The 20,330-nt window shown below is 41.3% G+C and carries 18 protein-coding genes and 1 other RNA gene; 15 read left to right on the top strand and 4 right to left on the bottom strand.

The window, feature by feature from the left end; genetic code table 11:
- The first annotated feature begins 44 nt into the window (after positions 1-44).
- Entirely contained in the window at positions 45-248 is a 204-nt protein-coding gene (locus tag K5Q29_RS05395; protein WP_004195223.1) for a cold-shock protein, read from the top strand.
- Between the two features lie 41 nt (positions 249-289).
- On the opposite strand, the gene rsmG is transcribed toward K5Q29_RS05395, so the two are convergent.
- From rsmG to recU, 3 genes are read right to left on the bottom strand one after another with little or no spacing between them, the layout of a single operon-like run.
- Entirely contained in the window at positions 290-1,003 is a 714-nt protein-coding gene (rsmG, locus tag K5Q29_RS05400) for a 16S rRNA (guanine(527)-N(7))-methyltransferase RsmG (RefSeq protein ID WP_105139129.1), read from the bottom strand.
- 58 nt (positions 1,004-1,061) lie between these two features.
- Positions 1,062-3,236, bottom strand: a complete 2,175-nt coding sequence (gene pbp1a / locus K5Q29_RS05405) for a penicillin-binding protein PBP1A (protein WP_172699631.1) — start codon at positions 3,234-3,236, stop codon at positions 1,062-1,064.
- Positions 3,217-3,834 (bottom strand): Holliday junction resolvase RecU, encoded by a 618-nt coding sequence (gene recU / locus K5Q29_RS05410; protein ID WP_004194173.1) that lies wholly within the window; start codon positions 3,832-3,834, stop codon positions 3,217-3,219. The genes pbp1a and recU overlap by 20 nt, the downstream gene beginning before the upstream one ends.
- Positions 3,835-3,899: 65 nt before the next feature.
- Here recU and K5Q29_RS05415 point away from each other — a divergent pair, with 65 nt between their 5' ends.
- The 6 genes from K5Q29_RS05415 (at position 3,900) to tnpA (ending at position 8,704) form a co-directional block, all read left to right on the top strand.
- On the top strand, positions 3,900-4,439 hold the full coding sequence (locus K5Q29_RS05415) for a DUF1273 domain-containing protein (protein ID WP_024406404.1): 540 nt from the start codon (positions 3,900-3,902) through the stop codon (positions 4,437-4,439).
- Between the two features lie 70 nt (positions 4,440-4,509).
- Positions 4,510-4,845 carry a cell division regulator GpsB gene (gpsB, locus tag K5Q29_RS05420; protein WP_004194167.1) on the top strand — a complete coding sequence of 112 codons (336 nt, stop codon included), beginning with the start codon at positions 4,510-4,512 and terminating at the stop codon, positions 4,843-4,845.
- Positions 4,846-4,983: 138 nt separating this feature from the next.
- Positions 4,984-5,348: RNase P RNA component class B (rnpB, locus tag K5Q29_RS05425), an RNA gene on the top strand.
- A 54-nt stretch (positions 5,349-5,402) separates the two neighbouring features.
- Positions 5,403-6,569: a class I SAM-dependent RNA methyltransferase gene (locus tag K5Q29_RS05430; protein ID WP_105139131.1), complete on the top strand. Its 1,167-nt coding sequence runs from the start codon at positions 5,403-5,405 to the stop codon at positions 6,567-6,569.
- Between the two features lie 9 nt (positions 6,570-6,578).
- Positions 6,579-8,021, top strand: coding sequence for a cell division site-positioning protein MapZ family protein (locus K5Q29_RS05435; protein WP_105139132.1), 1,443 nt, complete (start codon positions 6,579-6,581; stop codon positions 8,019-8,021).
- A 209-nt stretch (positions 8,022-8,230) separates the two neighbouring features.
- Complete coding sequence (gene tnpA / locus K5Q29_RS05440; protein WP_105139133.1) at positions 8,231-8,704, top strand: IS200/IS605 family transposase; 474 nt, start codon at positions 8,231-8,233, stop codon at positions 8,702-8,704.
- Positions 8,705-8,924: 220 nt separating this feature from the next.
- On the opposite strand, the gene K5Q29_RS05445 is transcribed toward tnpA, so the two are convergent.
- Positions 8,925-9,407, bottom strand: coding sequence for an S-ribosylhomocysteine lyase (locus K5Q29_RS05445; RefSeq protein ID WP_105139134.1), 483 nt, complete (start codon positions 9,405-9,407; stop codon positions 8,925-8,927).
- 129 nt (positions 9,408-9,536) lie between these two features.
- On the opposite strand from K5Q29_RS05445, the gene K5Q29_RS05450 reads away from it, so the two are divergent.
- The 8 genes from K5Q29_RS05450 (at position 9,537) to pknB (ending at position 19,983) form a co-directional block, all read left to right on the top strand.
- Positions 9,537-11,150: a ribonuclease Y gene (locus K5Q29_RS05450; protein WP_105139135.1), complete on the top strand. Its 1,614-nt coding sequence runs from the start codon at positions 9,537-9,539 to the stop codon at positions 11,148-11,150.
- Positions 11,151-11,297: 147 nt separating this feature from the next.
- Positions 11,298-11,924, top strand: coding sequence for a guanylate kinase (gene gmk / locus K5Q29_RS05455; RefSeq protein WP_024384084.1), 627 nt, complete (start codon positions 11,298-11,300; stop codon positions 11,922-11,924).
- A 23-nt stretch (positions 11,925-11,947) separates the two neighbouring features.
- Positions 11,948-12,262, top strand: a complete 315-nt coding sequence (gene rpoZ / locus K5Q29_RS05460) for a DNA-directed RNA polymerase subunit omega (RefSeq protein WP_004194153.1) — start codon at positions 11,948-11,950, stop codon at positions 12,260-12,262.
- A 192-nt stretch (positions 12,263-12,454) separates the two neighbouring features.
- Positions 12,455-14,845, top strand: coding sequence for a primosomal protein N' (locus tag K5Q29_RS05465; protein WP_105139136.1), 2,391 nt, complete (start codon positions 12,455-12,457; stop codon positions 14,843-14,845).
- Between the two features lie 130 nt (positions 14,846-14,975).
- A complete protein-coding gene (fmt, locus tag K5Q29_RS05470; RefSeq protein WP_105139137.1) occupies positions 14,976-15,914 on the top strand; it encodes a methionyl-tRNA formyltransferase in 939 nt (312 codons plus the stop codon).
- Positions 15,901-17,214, top strand: a complete 1,314-nt coding sequence (gene rsmB / locus K5Q29_RS05475; protein ID WP_105139138.1) for a 16S rRNA (cytosine(967)-C(5))-methyltransferase RsmB — start codon at positions 15,901-15,903, stop codon at positions 17,212-17,214. Before fmt ends, rsmB begins: the two co-directional genes overlap by 14 nt.
- Before the next feature lie 37 nt (positions 17,215-17,251).
- Positions 17,252-17,989, top strand: a complete 738-nt coding sequence (locus tag K5Q29_RS05480; RefSeq protein WP_004194145.1) for a Stp1/IreP family PP2C-type Ser/Thr phosphatase — start codon at positions 17,252-17,254, stop codon at positions 17,987-17,989.
- Positions 17,989-19,983, top strand: coding sequence for a Stk1 family PASTA domain-containing Ser/Thr kinase (pknB, locus tag K5Q29_RS05485; RefSeq protein ID WP_105139139.1), 1,995 nt, complete (start codon positions 17,989-17,991; stop codon positions 19,981-19,983). Before K5Q29_RS05480 ends, pknB begins: the two co-directional genes overlap by 1 nt.
- The last annotated feature ends 347 nt before the right edge of the window (positions 19,984-20,330 follow it).

Below are 20,330 nucleotides of genomic sequence, written 5' to 3' on the forward strand. Positions count from 1 at the left end.
TCCTCTTGATAAATTTTACAAATAAATAAAAAGAGGTAACACAAATGGTACAAGGTACAGTTAAATGGTTTAATGCAGAAAAGGGATTTGGTTTTATTGCTCAAGAAAACGGTCCAGATGTATTTGCACACTTTTCTGAAATTCAGTCTAATGGTTTCAAATCTTTGGAAGATGGTCAAAAAGTGACATTTGAAGTGGAGCAAGGCCAACGTGGTCTTCAAGCAACCAATATTACAAAAATTGGATAATAAAAGAGCGGGTTTCTTAGTGAAACTCGCTTTTCTTATGTTTAAAGGGGTCTTTTATTTGGCATACCAGCTTTGCGTGGAAACTTATTTGGAGTTTCCTTTTTCTTTTCGACGATGGTCAATGTTCGAGGGTCGCCATTTGGAAGAGTATAGTCGTGGTTTTCGATGACTTTTGCAAAGAGGAGATTGAGTGCGTTTTTTGCCTGGGTCAATTCATCTTCTGCGCTGGACGCCTTGAGTGCGATTAATTTTCCGTTGAGCTTCAAATAAGGGATAGTCAATTCAGAAAGAATCTGCATGCGGGCAACTGCGCGTGCTGTGACAAGGTCAAATTGTGCACGAAAGTTCTTATCTTGTGCAAAGTCTTCTGCACGACCATGATAGAAATGAACACCTTCGAGCTCTAGTTCTTCGGCAAGCAAATGTAAAAAGTTAATTCGTTTATTAAGAGAATCAATGATGGTAACATCTAGTTGCGGAAAGATAATCTTCATAGGTAGGCTAGGAAATCCAGCTCCAGCTCCAATATCTAAAAGCCGAAGAGGTTCGTTCTGAATATGGCCTTGCAGGATTGGAGCGATAGAATCGCAGAAATGCTTCAGATAGACTTCGCTTTCCTCGGTAATAGCTGTCAGATTGATTTTTTCATTCCATTCCACCAATAATTGGAAATAGCGATGAAATTGATGTTTTTGTTGGTCAGTTAATTGAATACCTTGGTCTGCCAAGGTTTTATAAAATACTTCAGGTTTCATAATCTTATCTTATCATAATTTAAGCAAAAGAAAAACCCAGAAGAGTCTGGGAATTTTCTTATTGACCATCTGTCTGTCCCGTTGCGGGATTGTTTCCTGTTGTTGCAGTTTCAGCTGAAGAAGTTGCAGTCTCGGTTGCAGTTCCAGATGCTGTTTCGCTTGATGTTGTCGTCGCTTCGGTTGTTTCACTAGTTTCAGTCGAACTAGAAGAACTTGTACTAGAGCTAGTGTAAGTATTATAAGCATTGGAGAGTGAGCGACTACCTCTGAGATAGTAGTTGGAACCGTAACGTACGAGTCCGCTTGGCATCTCCCAATCGGTAGCAGTATAGTCCGAATGCATAAAGAGCATCATATTGTGGTAGACATCTGTTGCAATTCGCATGCTGTTATCAAGGATAGGAGTCATACGATTGGTATATCCGGTCCAAACAGCCATTGCGTACTGACTAGAATATCCAACGAAGTTTTCATCAGGAACGACCATGTAGCTATAATTTGTTTCTGGAATTGAAGCTAGAATAGTATCCGTTTCGCTATCGGTATAGTTTGATGTACCTGTTTTACCGGCCATAGGAACTCCACTAACAGAAGCGTTTAATCCATAACCGTAAGACATAACAGCCTTCATCATATCGGTCATCATGTAGGCTGTTTCGGCAGACATGACTTTGGTCCCTTTAGGAGCATATTCTGTTACTGTTCCATCACTAAAGACAATTTTATTGACATACTGTGGAGCGTAGTAAGTACCACCATTGGCAAAAGCAGCGTAGGCAGCAGCCATTTTTTCACTACTTGCTCCATACTTACTGCTAGTATCGGATGTATTACTTGAAATAGCATTAGAGTAATGAATATCTGGATAATTGATACCAACGCTATTCAAAAATTTCAAGGCATTTTCTAAGCCTGTAGCTTCCAATGCTTTAACGGCTGTAACATTTCGAGAATACTGAATAGCAGTCTTAACAGAGATATTACCGTAGTATTGTTTATCCCAGTTATTGACAGGAGTTGGTGTACCAGGATAGTTATAAGGACCGTCTAAGATTAAATCTGCTGTAGATGTATAAATGCCGTTTTCAAAAGCAGGAGCATAGTCTGTGATTGGCTTCATTGTAGAACCGAAGTCGCGGTTGGTTTCAACGGCTTGGTTGGTACCAAATGAGACATTTGTTTCCTGTTTACGACCACCTAATTGCGCAACGACTTTACCATTAGAAACATCCACAACCGTTGAAGCTACCTGTAATAAATCATCTGGATAGCTGACATACATATCTGTATTGTAGATATTCCAAAGTTGCTGCTGGGCGGCAGGATCGACATTCGTATAGACATCCATCCCTGTTGTCAGCAAGTTGTAATCTGTTTTTGCTTCAACTTCTTCAACGACTTGTTTCAGATAGTTGTCCATATAAGCAGGATAAGCAGCTGCATTAGATAGTGGTTGTAAACCATCTGTTACAGGTGTTAGAACAGCTTGTTCATACTGGGTATTATCAATGTACTTTTCTTCCAGCATCTCAGCCAATACCAAATCGCGACGTGCTTTTGCATCTTCTGGATTGGTATAAGGATCATATTGGTTTGGCGCTTGGGGCATTCCTGCTAAAAGAGCTAATTGAGGAAGAGTCAAATCTTTTAACTCTTTTCCATAAAAAGCAAGAGCAGCAGTCTTCATACCGTAATTACCATTTGACATATACACCTTGTTGATGTAGTAGGTCAAAATTTCTTGTTTGGTATTGCGACGTTCCAATTGAGTAGCTAGCCAAGCCTCTTGAATTTTCCGTTTTAGATTTTGATCTTCTACGGATGTCGAGAAATAAGTCAGCTTGATAAACTGCTGGTCAAGTGTCGAGCCACCCTGCAAACGTCCCCCGCTCAAGTTATTAATCAGGGAACCTGCAATACGAATCACGTCAACCCCTCTATGATTGAAGAAGCGTTGGTCTTCGATTGCGACAATCGCATTTACCAAGTCTGTTGGAATTTCTTCAGTCTTGGCACTCGAACGTTTTTCTGCTCCTAAATCTGCAATAAGATTTCCGTTCTTATCGTAAATTTTACTTGACACAGTTGCTGTCAAAGATTCTTCTGTCAATTCTGGAGCGCTTTGGATGTAGTAAACAACCAATGCGGCTCCGGCCAGGCAGGCAATGATAGCCCCCGCAAGTAAAATATTTGCAGTGATTAGAAGAGCTTTTTTAATTGTTGTAGTTTTCAAAAGATTCACCACCTAATAGATTTTTTTCAACGATTTCCAGATATGGGATGCTGGGGAAACGCCCCATTTGAATCTCAAAGCCGTATTGTCGAATAAAGGTTAGAGGCATCGACTTACTACCCATGTCTACTTGATAAAATTCGATCAAATGAGTGGCTGGCAAGAGATAGGTTTCTTTTAATGTTGAAAAGTGAAGAAGGACAAAACAAATGCCACCTTGTTTTACAACCTGTTTCATGTGTTCGATCTGATGCGCATGAAAATTTTTCATGGGCATAGATGCTTTTTGGCGTGTCTCTTTCGCTTCAAAATCAATATAATGTCTTTTAAAAACACCAGAGTAGTCTGTGGTAGATGCCTGTCGAAAGTATGCCTCGACAATCTTAGCACGGCTCCGTTTGGGGTAATCAACTTTTACAATTTGCACGGGAGTTGGCTTCTTGTGAATGACAGCAATATCGTGCGCAAGGTAATATTGATTGCTATCGTTGATAGCGGCCTCAAAAGACATTCCGCGATTAGCAAAGTTTACTCGCTGGGATGAAATAGGACTGGTTCTATTGATTTTTTTTGACACCTTATGAGGATAATTGACCATAGAACTCCTTCTTGATAAAATAATATCAGCATATTATACCATAATTAGCGAAAAGAGTACAAGAAATGGATACTAAGAGCCTTTTGGTAACAGGTTATAGACATACAGACCTAGGAATTTTTTCAGAAAAAGATCCTCGACTGCACATTATTAAATCTGCAATTCGTAGGAATTTTATTCGTTTTTTAGAAGAGGGTGTTAGTTGGTTTATACTGACAGGTCAATTGGGCTTTGAATACTGGGCCTTAGAAGTCTTAGAAGATTTACGAGCCGAGGGGTATCAACTGAGTATTGCAACAATATTTCCATTTGAAAATCATGGCGAACAGTGGAATGAGGCTAACCAAGCAAAGTTAGCACGGTTTAAGCAGGTTGATTTTGTAAAGTATGCCTATCCACGCTATGAAAACCCAGGGCAATTTAGAGACTATAACCAGTTTCTACTGGATAATACGACAGGTTGTTATTTGTTTTACGATTCTGAAAATGAAACCAATTTGAAATATTTATATCACATGGTCTTAAAGAAAGAAGGATATAATAGAAAAACGCTTACCTTTGAAGAATTGAATGAGGAGGCTGAAAATTTTTCAAATTCTGAGTGATTTGACTTGATTTTTCCCTATTTTTTTTAATATAATAGGAGTAGTGACGTTTTAGATTAGGGAGAGAGAGATGGCAAGTATTAAATTTACGACAAAAGATATTTTCGAGCAAGATTTTAAAATTGGTTTTCGTGGCTATGATCAAGATGAAGTGAACGATTTTCTTGATGATATTATGAAAGACTACGATGCTTATGAAGCGATTATCAAGGAATTAAAAGGTGAAATTGCTCGATTGAAAGCGCAGGCAGCAAATTCTCCCAAAACAACTCTTCCTACTGAAGAATCAAACGACGTATTGCGTACAGAACGTCCATCTTCAGCGACAAACTTTGATATTCTCCGCCGTCTGAATCGTCTGGAGAAAGAAGTATTTGGAAAACAAATCGTTCAGGATCAAGAATAGAAAATTGTACACCTAAACTGACACTTTATTCGCAGTTATTTTCTTGTGCACAAATATATTCTGTATTTGTGTCAAGGATATTCCTTGATTTAAAGTGGCTTGCTTTGTAGATACAACTTCTAAGATAATTAAGGTGCAATTTTTGGATAATCGCGTGGTAGTTTTCTACCATGAGGAAAGTCCATGCTAGCACTGGCTGAGATGCCAGTAGTGTTTGTGCTAGGCGAATCAATAAGCCTAGGGACGCCCTTGGGCGTTACGGCGATTAAAATGGCTAAGTCTTTTGATATGCCAGAGTAGATCTGAAAGTGCCACAGTGACGAAGTTTTTATGGAAACGTAAAAAATGGAACGCGGTAAACCCCTCAAGCTAGCAACCCAAACTTTGGTCGGGGCATGGGATGGATGGAAATGAACAGAAATCCTGACTGTTTAGACAGTAGACAGATGGTTATCGAAGGTGGTAGAACCTAGTACCACCGGAACAAAACATGGCTTACAGAAAATTGCATAAAATAGGTAGCTAGCTCTGCTAGCTTTTATTGTAGAGGAAAAAAAATGAAAAAACAATTTGAGTTGATTGCAACGGTAGCAGCAGGTCTGGAAGCTGTTGTGGGTCGAGAAATTCGTAATCTCGGCTATGAATGTCAAGTGGAAAATGGCCGTGTTCGATTCCAAGGAGATGTAAAATCCATTATCGAGACCAATATCTGGCTGCGTTCAGCAGATAGAATTAAAATCATTGTTGGACAATTTCCAGCAAAGACTTTTGAAGAGTTGTTCCAAGGAGTTTTTAACTTGGACTGGGAAAATTACTTGCCTCTAGGCTGCAAGTTCCCTATTTCCAAGGCCAAATGTGTCAAATCGAAATTGCATAATGAACCAAGTGTGCAGGCTATTTCTAAGAAAGCAGTTGTTAAGAAACTGCAGAAACACTTCTCTCGTCCCGAAGGGGTTCCCTTGCAAGAGGTGGGGGCAGAGTTTAAAATTGAAGTGTCGATTTTGAAAGATGTGGCGACAGTCATGATTGATACGACAGGTTCTAGTTTGTTCAAACGTGGTTATCGGGTGGAAAAAGGTGGCGCTCCAATCAAAGAAAATATGGCAGCTGCTATTTTGCAATTATCGAATTGGTATCCAGATAAACCGCTTATTGACCCTACTTGCGGATCGGGAACTTTCTGTATTGAGGCAGCTATGTTGGCTAAAAATATAGCTCCAGGTTTGAAGAGAAGTTTTGCATTTGAGGAATGGCCGTGGGTTGAGGAACAATTGGTGGCTGCATTACGCAAAGAAGCACAAGCTTCTATCAAGGCAGATTTGGTATTAGATATTGCTGGATCAGATATTGATGCTCGTATGATTGAAATTGCGAAGAAGAATGCATTTGCGGCAGGAGTTGAGCAGGATATTGTTTTCAAGCAAATGCGTGTGCAAGACTTGCGTACAGATAAAATTAATGGTGTCATTATTTCTAATCCACCTTACGGAGAACGTTTGTTGGATGATGAAGCCATTGTTACCCTGTATCGAGAAATGGGGCAGACTTTTGAACCACTCAAAACATGGTCTAAGTTTATTCTAACTAGTGATGAGTTGTTTGAAACCCGTTTTGGACAGCAAGCGGATAAGAAGCGCAAACTGTATAATGGTACCCTAAAAGTGGATCTTTATCAATTTTTTGGCCAACGAGTGAAACGTCAAGTGCAAGAAGTGCAAGGATAGGAGGACATCGTGGGAGAAAAAAATAGTCATCATCTTCCTTTGGATGAGGAGAAAGTTTTAGATTTTGAAGTGGCGAAAGATTTAACAATCGAAGAAGCAGTCAAAAAACATAAGGAAATTGAAGCGGGGGTGACAGAAGATGATGGTCTCTTGGATCGTTATATCAAGCAACATCGCGCAGAAATTGAATCTCAAAAATTTGAAACCAAAATCAATCATCTTCCTTTAGTTGAGGTGGCTGATGAGGAAAAAAATCAAGGACATGAAAGCGCGGAAGAGGTAGAAGCAAATGAGTCTTCTCTTACGGAAGTTAGTGAGGAGATTGCTCCTATTGTAGAAGAACTTTCGGTAACTCCGATGGAAACCTTGGAAGAAACAGTGATTGCAAGTACTGTAGCAATGGAGGGGTTATCTTCAGTAGCAGATGATTCTAGTTTAGAATTGGAAGAAGATGAAGCCGAAGACTTGGACCATAGTGAGGGCGCAGATAGGGACCAGAAAAAGAAATTTTACTTCTGGTCAGCAGTAGGGCTTTCAATGATTGGTGTAATGGCGACGGCGCTGGTTTGGATGAATTCGGTTAACAAATTGAATACTGCGACTTCTTCAAGTTCAACAAGTACAAGCCAGACGTCATCGACAGCATCAAGTTCGACAGATGCGAATGTGACCGCTTTTGAACAGCTCTATAATAGTTTCTTTACGGATAGTAGTTTGACTAAGCTAAAAAATTCAGAGTTTGGTAAATTAGCAGAACTGAAAGTGCTGTTGGAAAAATTGGATAAGAATTCGGACAGTTATACCAAAGCTAAAGAACAGTATGATCATCTTGAAAAAGCCATTGCAGCCATTCAGGCCATTAATGGTCAGTTTGATAAAGAAGTCGTTGTTAATGGTGAAATTGATACAACGGCGACGGTTAAATCAGGAGAATCTCTTTCTGCGACAACGACAGGGATTAGTGCGGTTGACAGTCTATTGGCATCGGTCGTGAATTTTGGTCGTTCGCAACAGGAAGTCGCTTCGGCTACGGTAGCAAGTGAGGCTGCAGTCACAAGCAACCAAACTGTATCTACTGGTGTACCAGCGACAACAGAAGTCGCTTCAACAACGGTTTCAGGCTCAACAACCGACTTTGGTATTGCCGTGCCAGCTGGTGTCGTCTTGCAACGTGACCGCAGTCGTGTTCCTTATAATCAAGCAATGATTGATGATGTAAACAATGAAGCATGGAATTTCAATCCAGGTATTCTTGAAAATATTGTGACTATCTCGCAACAACGTGGGTATATAACAGGCAATCAATATATCTTGGAAAAAGTCAATATTATCAACGGCAATGGCTACTACAATATGTTTAAACCAGATGGGACCTACTTGTTCTCTATAAATTGTAAGACAGGCTACTTTGTCGGCAATGGTGCTGGTCATTCTGATGCCTTGGATTATTAAACAAAAAAGCGGTTTAGCCACTTCAGATTGAAGAAAAAGTCCATTTTGGACAATTTTCTTCAATCTTTTTTATGGCTTCGAGCCAGTTTTTCTCGTAGAGAAAAACAAGAAAACCACCAGCTATGCTGGTGGCTGACAAGGCTTTGAGCTTCCATTTCTTTTTCCTGATATAATCTAATTGTTCAGGTTAGATAAAGGAGGAAAAAGAAATGGCTAAAACCAGTTACAGTTTATCACATACCAAATGGATGTGCAAATATCACATAGTTTTCACGCCTAAGTACCGTAGAAAATCCATTTACTACAAAATTAGACAGGACTTAATTGATATTTTCCGTCATCTATGTCGATATAAAGGCGTGGAAATCATTGAGGGACACATGATGCCAGACCATGTTCATATGCTTGTCTTGATACCTCCGAAACTTTCGATTTCCGATTTTATGGGATATTTGAAAAGCAAAAGTGTTCTAATGATATTTGATAAACATGCCAATTTAAAATATAAGTATGGAAATCGAAAGTTTTGGGCTAGAGGCTACTATGTTAGTACCGTTGGATTGAATGAAAAGACAGTTGCGAAATATATTCGCGAGCAGGAGAAAAATGACATTGCACTTGATAAATTGAGTGTCAAAGAGTATGAAGATCCATTTTCAGATGGCAGTTTTAGAACGAGATAAAAGCCCGTTGTTACGGGCATTAGTCAAGTAATTATAGCACTAACCTGAACGAAGTTCAGCGAACGTCTTTAGACGTCGCTGGAGAGAAACGGCTTATAGCCGGTGTACAAGCCACCCGTTTTCACGGGTGGTTATGACTTGCTGTCTTTCGCAAACTTCTTCAATTTTTTATATTTTTAGGAGTTTGTCTACGTTCTGAGCGGTTTATCCGCTTTTTTTGTTAGATTGGTTTTCTTTCAAAGGCATCGGTAGAGATTCCTTGAGAAAGGATTAGTTTGGCCCATTCTTTAGCTGAATGAAGGCTGTGGTCTTTGTAGTTACCGCATGATTCAATGGTTGTCCCAGGAACATCCTCCCAAGTGATACCTTCTGCAATTTCTTCCAAACTCGACTTGATGACTTGAGCAATCTTTTCAGAGTCTTGTTTTCCCCATATAATCATGTGGAAACCTGTCCGACACCCGAAAGGAGAACAGTCGATTAGTCCATCGATGCGCTGGCGAATTAGTTTAGCTAATAGATGCTCGATGGTATGTAGACCAGCTGTATCCATTGCATTTTCGTTGGGTTGGATAAGGCGAATATCAAAGTTTGTAATAATGTCTCCTTTGGGTCCGACTTCTTCAGAAATTAAGCGGATGTAAGGTGCTTTTACAATAGTGTGGTCTAGCTTGAAGCTTTCGACAGTGACTTCTTTTTTCATGGTTTCCTCCAAATAAGTGATGAATTTATTATACCATATTTGACAATTTGGAATTGTGAAATCGTTTCAAATATGATAAAATAGATACAGATTTTGTGAAAATCGAATTATAAAAAAAGAGGTAGAAATATGGATATCATTACAGTAGTAGTGACACTTGTTTCTGCTCTCATTGGTTTAGTATTAGGTTACTTTGCCATTTCTTTGAAGATGAAATCTGCAAAAGAAACTGCAGAATTGACACTTTTAAACGCAGAACAAGAAGCTAGTAATGTTCGTGGTCGAGCAGAAGAGCAAGCTGAGGTTATTCTAAAAACAGCTGAGCGCGATCGCCAGACCTTGAAAAAAGAATTACTCTTGGAAGCTAAGGAAGAAGCTCGTAAGTACCGAGAAGAAATTGCAGAAGAATTTAAGTCAGAACGTCAAGAGTTGAAGCAAATCGAATCACGCTTGACAGAGCGGGCAACCAGCTTGGACCGCAAAGACGATAATTTGACCAACAAGGAAAAGACTTTGGAACAAAAGGAACAAAGTCTGACCGATAAAGCTAAGCACATTGATGAGCGTGAACAAGAAGTTGTAAAACTCGAAGAACAAAAAGCTTTGGAGTTAGAACGAGTGGCGGCCCTCAGTCAAGAAGAGGCGAAGGAAATCATCCTTACCGATACACGTGATAAATTGACGCATGAAATTGCGACTCGTATCAAGGAAGCAGAGCGTGAAGTAAAAGAACGTTCTGATAAGATGGCAAAGGACTTGTTAGCCCAAGCGATGCAACGCATATCAGGTGAATATGTGGCTGAGCAGACGATTACATCGGTTCATTTACCGGATGATGCGATGAAGGGACGGATTATTGGACGTGAGGGTCGAAATATTCGTACCTTTGAAAGTCTCACAGGTATCGATGTTATCATTGATGATACGCCGGAAGTGGTTGTTCTATCAGGTTTTGATCCGATTCGCCGTGAGATTGCCCGTATGACCATGGAGACCTTGCTTCAAGATGGTCGTATTCATCCAGCTCGTATTGAGGAGTTGGTTGAGAAACACCGTGTAGAGATGGATAACCGTATTCGTGAGTATGGGGAAGCTGCTGCTTATGAAGTTGGGGCACCAAACCTTCATCCAGACTTGATTAAAATCATGGGACGTTTGCATTTCCGTACCTCTTATGGACAAAATGTTCTTCGCCACTCAATCGAAGTTGCTAAATTAGCAGGTGTACTTGCTGCTGAATTGGGCGAGAATGTGAATTTGGCACGTCGAGCTGGTTTCCTACATGACGTTGGTAAAGCTATTGACCGTGAGGTGGATGGAAGCCACGTTGAAATTGGTACAGAATTGGCTAAGAAATATAAAGAGAATCCAATTGTTATCAATGCGATTGCTAGTCACCATGGCGATGTAGAAGCGACAAGTACTATCGCAGCCATTGTGGCTGCGGCAGATGCTCTGAGCGCTGCTCGTCCAGGTTCGCGTCGTGAATCTATGGAAGCTTACATCAAACGTCTGCAAGACTTGGAAGAAATCGCCAACAGTTTTGAAGGGATTAAACAATCCTATGCTATTCAGGCTGGTCGTGAAATTCGGATTATCGTTCATCCTAACAAGGTCACTGATGATCAGATTACCATTTTGGCCCATGATGTTCGTGAGAAAATTGAAAATAACCTGGATTATCCAGGAAATATCAAAATCACAGTTATTCGTGAAACAAGAGCAACAGATGTTGCTAAGTAAATGTAGAAGAGTCCGAAGGGCTCTTTTTCTACTGGCTCAAAGTTCGTTTAGGGTTGGGAATAGAAAATATTCTAATCGTATTTAAAAGCAGTTGAAATTCATGCTAAATTTTGTTACACTAGAATGAAAGATTTAAAAGGAGATATCATGAAAGAGCGAGGCTTACTCATTGTCTTTTCTGGCCCATCTGGTGTTGGAAAAGGAACAGTTCGAAAGGAAATTTTTGAAAGCTCTGATAATAAATTTGAATATTCTGTATCCATGACGACACGTCCACAGAGACCGGGAGAAGTTGATGGAGTTGACTATTTCTTCCGTAGTCGTGAGGAATTTGAAGATTTGATTCGCCAGGGTCAAATGTTGGAATATGCAGAGTACGTTGGAAATTACTATGGAACACCTCTGACCTATGTCAATGAAACTCTTGATAAGGGAATTGATGTCTTTTTAGAAATTGAAGTACAGGGTGCCCTCCAAGTGAAGAAAAAGGTTCCAGATGGGGTGTTCATTTTCTTGACACCACCTGACTTGGAGGAGTTGCAAGATCGCTTGATTGGTCGCGGAACGGATAGTGAGGAAATTATTGCTCAACGTATCGAACGTGCCAAGGAAGAGATCGCCTTGATGCGTGAGTATGATTATGCAGTTGTGAACGATGAAGTCCCGTTGGCTGCTGAGCGTGTCAAGCGTATTATCGAAGCAGAACATTTCCGTGTAGACCGAGTGATTGGTCGCTACGATGAAATGATTCGTGAACAGATAGCAGAACGATAAAAGAAAGAAGAGAGAATCGCATTATGATGTTGAAGCCGTCAATTGATACCTTGTTGGATAAGGTACCATCTAAGTATTCTTTGGTTATTCTTGAGGCTAAGCGTGCCCATGAATTGGAAGCAGGTGCCAAACCAACTCAAGAATTCACCTCAGTGAAATCCACCCTACGCGCCTTGGAAGAAATTGAATCAGGTAATGTAGTTATCCACCCAGACCCAGAAGCGAAACGTGAGGCTGTTCGTCGCCGTGCCGAAGAGGCTAAACGTTTGGCGGAAGAAGAAGAGCGTAAAATCAAAGCTCAAATTGCTAAAGAAAAAGAAGAAGGCGAAAAGATTTAGAAACAAGACTCGGTTGGGATTGCCATCCGGGTTTCTTTTCACTTTCGGAATGATGGAAGTTTTGACAGAAAGGAGGTAGGTCATTTAGCTTATCTTTTAATATTTGCTCCAACTAATAGTTGGAGGTTATACATAAAGTGAACCTTGTTCGCATCAGTCGTGGTATTAGAAGGTAAAATAAATGGAGATGGTATGTTAGCACAGATTATTGTAGACGTCCCTTTGATGCAGACAGATCAAGCTTATTCCTATCGAGTTCCAGCTGAGTTGGAAGAAGGGCTCAAGGTTGGCGTGCGCGTCCATGTACCCTTTGGTAAGGGAAATCGGCTGATTCAAGGGATTGTAGTTGACTTGATTGATGAAGATGACGAAAATAAGGTACAAGACTTGAAAGAGCTTGCCGAGGTTTTGGACTATGGTCCTGTTCTCAATCAAGAGCAATTTTGGTTGGCGGACCAGATGAGGAAGTCGGTCTTCTCCTATAAAATTAGTCTCTTAAAATCCATGCTACCCAGCTTGCTCAATTCGACCTATGACAAATTAATCCGTCCAGGGCTTGGTTTGGAAATGGCAGAGCAACTTAGTCTGTTCGGTGATAAGGAGCAGATTCGTTTTTCTGACTTGGATGTGACAGAGCAAGGGAAAATCATGCGTCTGGCCCAGTCAGGAAAAATCTTGGTAGACTATGTGGCCAAGGATAAGAAGCAAATCAAGACGGAAAAATGGTACCGAGTTTGTCTGGAGAAATTACGAGAAGCAGACATCAGCAATCGGGCTAAGAAACGGCAGCAGTTAAGGGAATTTCTTCTGGAACATTCTGAAGACCAGCTCCTTTCGAACCTAAAATCGGACTATTCAGCTGATACGCTCCGCTATTTCCAAGAAAACGGCTATATAGAAGTCTGGGAAGAGGAAGTGTCGCGGACTCAGGGAGTTTTTGATAAGGTGGAAAAAACACAGGCCTTGGATTTGAATCCAGAGCAGGCGATTGCGGTTCGTGAGATTGTGGCCTCTATCGGTCAGGAAAGTCAGACCTTTCTACTGCAAGGAGTGACTGGCTCTGGGAAGACGGAAGTCTATCTCCAGGTTATTGATAGGGTTTTAAAAATGGGGAAAACAGCTATTATGTTAGTACCTGAAATATCCTTGACCCCACAGATGACCAACCGTTTTATTTCTCGTTTTGGTCAGCAGGTTGCTATTTTGCATTCGGGCTTGTCTGACGGTGAGAAGTATGACGAGTGGCGGAAGATTGAGGCGGGAAATGCACAAGTAGTTGTCGGGGCTCGCTCGGCTATTTTTGCACCATTGACAAACTTAGGTGTTATCATCATTGATGAGGAGCATGAGGCGACCTACAAGCAGGACAGCAATCCACGCTACCATGCGCGTGATGTGGCAAAGTTGCGGGCTGATTATAATCTGGCAACTCTGGTCTTGGGTTCTGCTACGCCAAGTCTTGAAACACGGGCTCGAGCTAGTCGAGGAGTCTATGGAAGGCTGACTCTTAATCAGAGGGCCAATCCCTTGGCTCGAATTCCAGAAGTGGAAGTTGTGGATTTCCGTGATTATATCGGTCAACAGGAGGCTAGTAATTTTACCCCTGTCTTGATTGAAAAGATTAGAGAAAAGCTGGCTCGTAAGGAACAGGTCGTTCTTATGTTGAATCGGCGTGGTTATTCTTCTTTTGTCATGTGTCGTGATTGTGGGAGTGTTGACCAGTGTCCCAACTGTGATATTTCCCTGACGCTCCACATGGACACAAAAACGATGAATTGCCACTACTGCGGTTTTCAAAAGGGAATTCCACAAACCTGTCCAAACTGCCAAAGTCGGTCCATTCGTTATTATGGGACGGGTACGCAAAAAGCCTACGATGAATTGCAGGAGCTCTTACCAGAAGCTAGAATTTTGCGTATGGATGTGGATACTACCAAGAAAAAAGGTGCTCATGAGGACTTGCTCGAACGGTTTGGTCGAGGTGAAGCGGATATTCTTCTGGGAACCCAGATGATTGCCAAGGGCTTGGATTTTCCAAATGTGACGCTGGTTGGGGTGATCAATGCTGATACGGCTCTGAATTTGCCTGATTTTCGGTCTTCTGAGCGGACCTTCCAGTTGCTAACTCAGGTAGCTGGTCGGGCCGGTCGAGCTGATAAGGAAGGGGAGGTCCTGATTCAGACCTACAACCCAAATCATTATGCCATTGTTTTTGCCAAAGAGCAGGATTATGAAGGTTTCTATCGTTATGAGATGGGCATTCGGAAAAATCTTGGTTATCCACCTTACTATTTTACGGTTGGTCTAACCTTTTCGCACAAGTCAGAAGAATTTGTCGTGAAAAAAGCCTATGAAACTGTAGCCTTTCTCCGTCAACACTTAACAGATGCAATTCAAATCCTGGGACCGACGCCCAAGCCCATTGCCAGAACCCATAATCTCTACCACTACCAGATTATCTTGAAATACCGGCATGAAGACCGTTTGGAAGAAGTCTTGAACCAGATTTTGGATTGGACACAGGAGAGAGAAAATCAAGATTTGCGGCTGATTATTGACAATGAACCGCAGAATATGATGTGAGGTCACTATTGACCTTGCATTTTTTGTTTTAAAAACCTTTAATTAAGGAAAAAATAAGCAAAAATGATATAATTAGGGGATAGTATAATTGATATGAATCAGAAAATGAAAAGGAGATGAGAACACGAATATGACAAAGTTGATTTTTATGGGAACACCAGCGTTTTCAGCGACGGTCTTAAGAGGGCTCTTAGCTGATGGAAATTATAACATACTAGCAGTTGTAACCCAGCCAGACCGAGCTGTTGGACGAAAAAAAGTCATCCAAATGACGCCTGTGAAAGAAGTAGCCTTGGAATACAATTTACCAGTCTTTCAACCAGAGAAGCTATCTGGAAGCCAAGAAATGGACGAGCTGATGAATTTAGGAGCAGATGGGATTGTGACGGCAGCTTTTGGGCAATTCTTACCAACCAAATTATTGAACTCAGTTGACTTTGCAGTCAATGTTCACGCTTCTCTTCTTCCTAAATACCGTGGCGGTGCTCCTATCCATTACGCTTTGATTAACGGTGATGAACGTGCCGGCGTAACCATCATGGAAATGGTCAAGGAAATGGATGCCGGTGACATGATTTCCAGCGATAGCATTGCTATTGAAGAAAGTGACAATGTTGGCACCTTGTTTGAAAAGTTGGCTGTTGTTGGTCGGGATTTATTATTAAAAACCTTACCAGCCTATATTGCTGGTGACTTGAAACCAGTCGCTCAAAATCCAGAACAGGTAACCTTCTCACCAAATATCCAGCCAGAAGAAGAGGTACTGGATTGGAATGAGACAGCTCGTCAACTATTTAATCACATTCGAGGTATGTACCCGTGGCCCGTTGCCCACACCTATTGGCAAGGGGAACGGTTTAAAATTCAAGAAGCTGTAGAAGCAGAAGGTGAAGGACCAGTTGGTCGGGTTATTGCTCGAAGCAAGAAAGAATTGGTCATTGCGACAGGTCAGGGAGCCCTTTCTCTGAAAACTGTCCAGCCAGCAGGTAAGCCAAAAATGACCATTGCAGACTTTTTAAATGGTGCAGGTCGAGATATTGCAGTAGGAGATCAATTTGGTGTTCAATAAACATGAAACAGCAAGAAGTCTAGCCTTATCTGTATTGGAACAAGTCTTTGATCAAGGAGCTTATTCCAATATCGCACTCAATAAGGCCCTAGAATCTTCTCGTTTATCAACACAGGACAAGGGCTTGGCGACCGAGTTGGTCTATGGGACAGTTTCTCGGAAGATAACACTGGAATGGTACCTAGCCCATTTCATTGAAGACAGAGAGAAATTGGACACTTGGGTCTACTATCTCCTCATGTTGAGCCTCTACCAGTTGGTATATTTGGACAAATTGCCCCCCCACGCAGTTGTCAATGAGGCAGTTAATATTGCCAAGCGAAAGCCTGGAACTGACAAATTTGTCAATGCTATTTTGCGTAAGCTTAGTCAGGATTCGTTGCCGAAACCAGCAGATATTAAAAGAAAGAACAAACGTCTATCCGTTCAGTATTCTGTGCCAGTTTGGTTGGTCCAAACCCTGATTGCAGAATATGGCGATGAACGTGCTGAGCAGATTTTCCAAAGCTTACATGATCGAAATAAGGCCAGCGTACGCGTGACGGATGGTCAACAAGTGGAGCGATTGGCAGAGGAGCTAGGTGCCCAACACTCACAGTTATCACCAGTTGGGTTGGTTAAATCTCATGGACACTTTGCGGGGACAGATTATTTCAAGGAAGGGCTTATCACTATTCAAGACGAAACCAGTCAATTGGTAGCTCCGACTTTGGATATTCAAGGAGATGAAATCATCTTGGATGCCTGTGCAGCTCCGGGTGGAAAGACCTGTCATATGGCAAGCTATCTTACGGATGGAAAAGTTTATGCGTTGGATTTATATGATCATAAACTAAACCTGATTGAAGAAAACGCACTTCGTTTAGGTCTAGAAGATAAGATTGAGACCAAACGTCTGGACGCCAGTCGTGTTCATGAAACATTTGGCCCTGATACCTTTGATAAGATATTGGTAGACGCTCCTTGTTCAGGTATTGGACTTATCCGCCGTAAGCCAGATATTCGTTATAACAAGGTATCGATGGACTTTGATTCTCTAAAGACTATCCAGTTGCAGATACTGGACAGTGTTTGCCAAAGCTTGAAAATTGGTGGTATAATAACCTATAGCACATGTACGATTATTGCTAAGGAAAACCAAGAGGTTATTCAAGAATTTCTGCAAAACCATCCCAATTTTGAGCAGGTGACACTAGAACACCCTCAAACAGATATTATGGTGGATGGCTGCTTGTTGATAACCCCTGAACAGTATAAGACAGATGGATTTTTCATCGGTCAACTTAGACGAAAATCCTAGAATAAGAGGAGGAAGTTGCTTAGCAACGATAAAAATTATGGAAATTGCATTACTTACTGATGTAGGACAGAAACGTTCGAACAACCAAGACTATATCAATCGCTACAAAAACCGTGCAGGGATTGATTTGGTCGTATTAGCTGATGGAATGGGTGGTCACCGTGCCGGCCATATTGCTAGTGAAATGGCAGCAACAGATTTGGGAGCTGCTTGGGTTGATACTCAATTAGTGACCTTAAATGATGTCCGTGAATGGATGGTTGCAATCATTGACGCTGAAAACCAAAAGATTCATGAACTTGGACAGACAGAAGAATACAAGGGGATGGGAACAACGCTTGAAGCAGTTGTTGTCATCGACAACCAAATGATCTATGCCCATGTCGGAGATTCACGAGTTGGATTGATTAGAGATGGCGAATATACACGTCTAACCAACGACCATTCGCTGGTAGGTGCCCTTGTTCGAGCTGGTCAGCTCACAGAAGAAGAAGCACAGCGTCATCCTCAAAAAAATATTGTAACGCAGTCCATCGGACAAGCCGAACCAATTGAACCAGACATTGCTTTGAAAACTCTTGAGGTTGGAGATTACGTCCTTATTAACAGCGATGGCTTAACCAATATGGTACCAACCGAGGACATTCGTGATATTGTATTGAGTGATGTTTCAATTGAAAGCAAGGTAGAAACACTTGTACGTTTTGCCAATAATGCAGGCGGTCTAGATAATATTACAGTAGGTTTGCTTCACATTACGGAGGAGGCTAGGTAATGATTCAAATCGGTAAGATCTTTGCCGGTCGGTATCGAATCGTTCGGCAAATTGGTCGAGGCGGTATGGCAGATGTTTACCTAGCAAGAGATTTGATTTTAGATGGAGAAGAGGTTGCCGTTAAAGTTCTTCGGACCAACTATCAGACAGATCAAATTGCTATCCAGCGTTTTCAACGTGAAGCGCGTGCCATGGCAGAACTTGACCATCCCAATATCGTTCGTATTTCGGACATCGGCGAAGAAGATGGTCAACAGTATCTGGCTATGGAATATGTCAATGGTCTCGATTTAAAACGTTATATAAAAGAAAATGCACCACTCTCCAACGATGTTGCGGTGCGAATTATGGGACAGATTCTCCTTGCTATGCGAATGGCGCACACGAGAGGAATTGTCCATCGAGATTTGAAACCTCAGAACGTCCTTTTGACTTCCAATGGAGTCGCTAAAGTAACAGACTTTGGTATTGCAGTTGCCTTTGCTGAAACGAGTTTGACACAAACCAACTCCATGTTGGGTTCTGTTCACTATCTTTCACCTGAGCAGGCGCGTGGTTCGAAAGCGACCATTCAAAGTGACATTTATGCGATGGGAATCATCCTTTTTGAAATGTTGACGGGTCGCATTCCCTATGATGGAGACAGTGCTGTGACGATCGCTCTTCAGCATTTCCAAAAACCTCTCCCATCTGTTAGAGAAGAGAATGCCAACGTACCTCAGGCTTTAGAAAATGTTGTACTAAAAGCAACGGCTAAAAAATTAAACGAGCGCTATAAGTCGGTTGCAGAAATGTATGCAGATTTAGCTTCGGCCCTATCCATGGATCGTCGGAATGAACCTAGGGTTGAACTAGAAGGGAACAAGGTTGATACAAAAACCTTGCCAAAACTCTCCCAGGCCAATGTTGAAACGAAAGTACCGCATACAAACAGTTCTGCCCAAACTTCTGCGACGGATAAGGGGTCTGGTAAGAAAGAAGTGGCGAAGTCGGGAAATAAGCCTGTTTCAAAACCAAGGTCAGGTATGCGTACACGCTACAAAGTCTTGATAGGGGCTATTTTGTTAACAGTCATAGCGGCTGGACTCATATTTTTCAACACTCCACGAACAGTTACCGTTCCTGATGTATCTGGTCAAACCGTTGAAAAAGCTACAGAAATGATTGAAGTAGCAGGATTGGAAGTCGGAAATATCACAGAAGAAGCGACCGCAACTGTAGATGAAGGCTTGGTAATACGAACCTCTCCGGCTGCAAAGACGACCAGACGTCAAGGGAGTAAGATTGATATTGTAGTAGCAACGGCTGCGCTGTCATCTATTCCAGATGTGGTGGATAAGGAGTCTGATACTGCACGGCAGGAATTGGAGGCTCTTGGTTTCCAAGTGACAATAAAAGAAGAATATAGCGAAAAAGTTGCCCAAGGACTCGTCATCAAAACAAATCCAGAAGCAAATAGTTCTGCTGAGAAGGGGGCAAAAATTACCCTTTACGTTTCCAAAGGAGTGGCGCCACAAGTTGTTCCAAACGTTGTTGGAAAAAGTCAGGAGAATGCTACTCAAGTTCTTCAGACAGCAGGATTCAGTGTTGGAACTATTACTCAGGAATATAGCTCATCTGTTACTGCGGGTCAGGTTATCAGTACAGATCCCGTTGCCAATACAGAATTGGCAAAAGGTTCTATCATCAATCTAGTTATTTCAAAAGGAAAAGAGTTGATTATGCCTGATTTAATATCTCGCAATTACACCTATTCACAGGCGCGTAGTCAATTACAAGCCTTGGGTGTCAATGCGGAAAATATTGAAAAACAAGAAGATAGAAGTTATTATTCAACGACAAGTGATATTGTCATTGGACAATATCCTGCTGCTGGAGCAACAATTGATGGAACAGTTACCTTGTATGTCTCCGTTGCATCAACCAGAACCAGTAGCGATTCTTCAACAGGAAGTTCCACAAGCACAAGTACTTCAACAGATAGCGGACAATAAAGATGAATAAGGTTGGGTAGATGCCCAATGTCATTAAGTTAACTAACCTATCATATTTTGTGGTAGGTTAGTTTTTTTATGTTACACTAAAAATAAAAGGGGAAAAGTCATGCTAGATCAGATTAAAGCTCATTTATACTCTTCGAAAATCAAAATTATCCGTTGTCAACTTGCCTTGATGAACTCCAGTTCTATCTTCGACTTCGTTTCTAGGCTGCTTTTGATTTTCATTGAGTATTATTTGATAGTATAGACAATATTTAGTTTTATAGCTCTTTAGTTTCTCTTTGATTACTTCATCAACTTGCTTTGAACTAAAAGTAAACTAAAACTATATATCAGTAAGT

The organism is Streptococcus sp. 2018037 (assembly GCF_019754195.1).
Lineage (GTDB): Bacteria > Bacillota > Bacilli > Lactobacillales > Streptococcaceae > Streptococcus > Streptococcus hashimotonensis.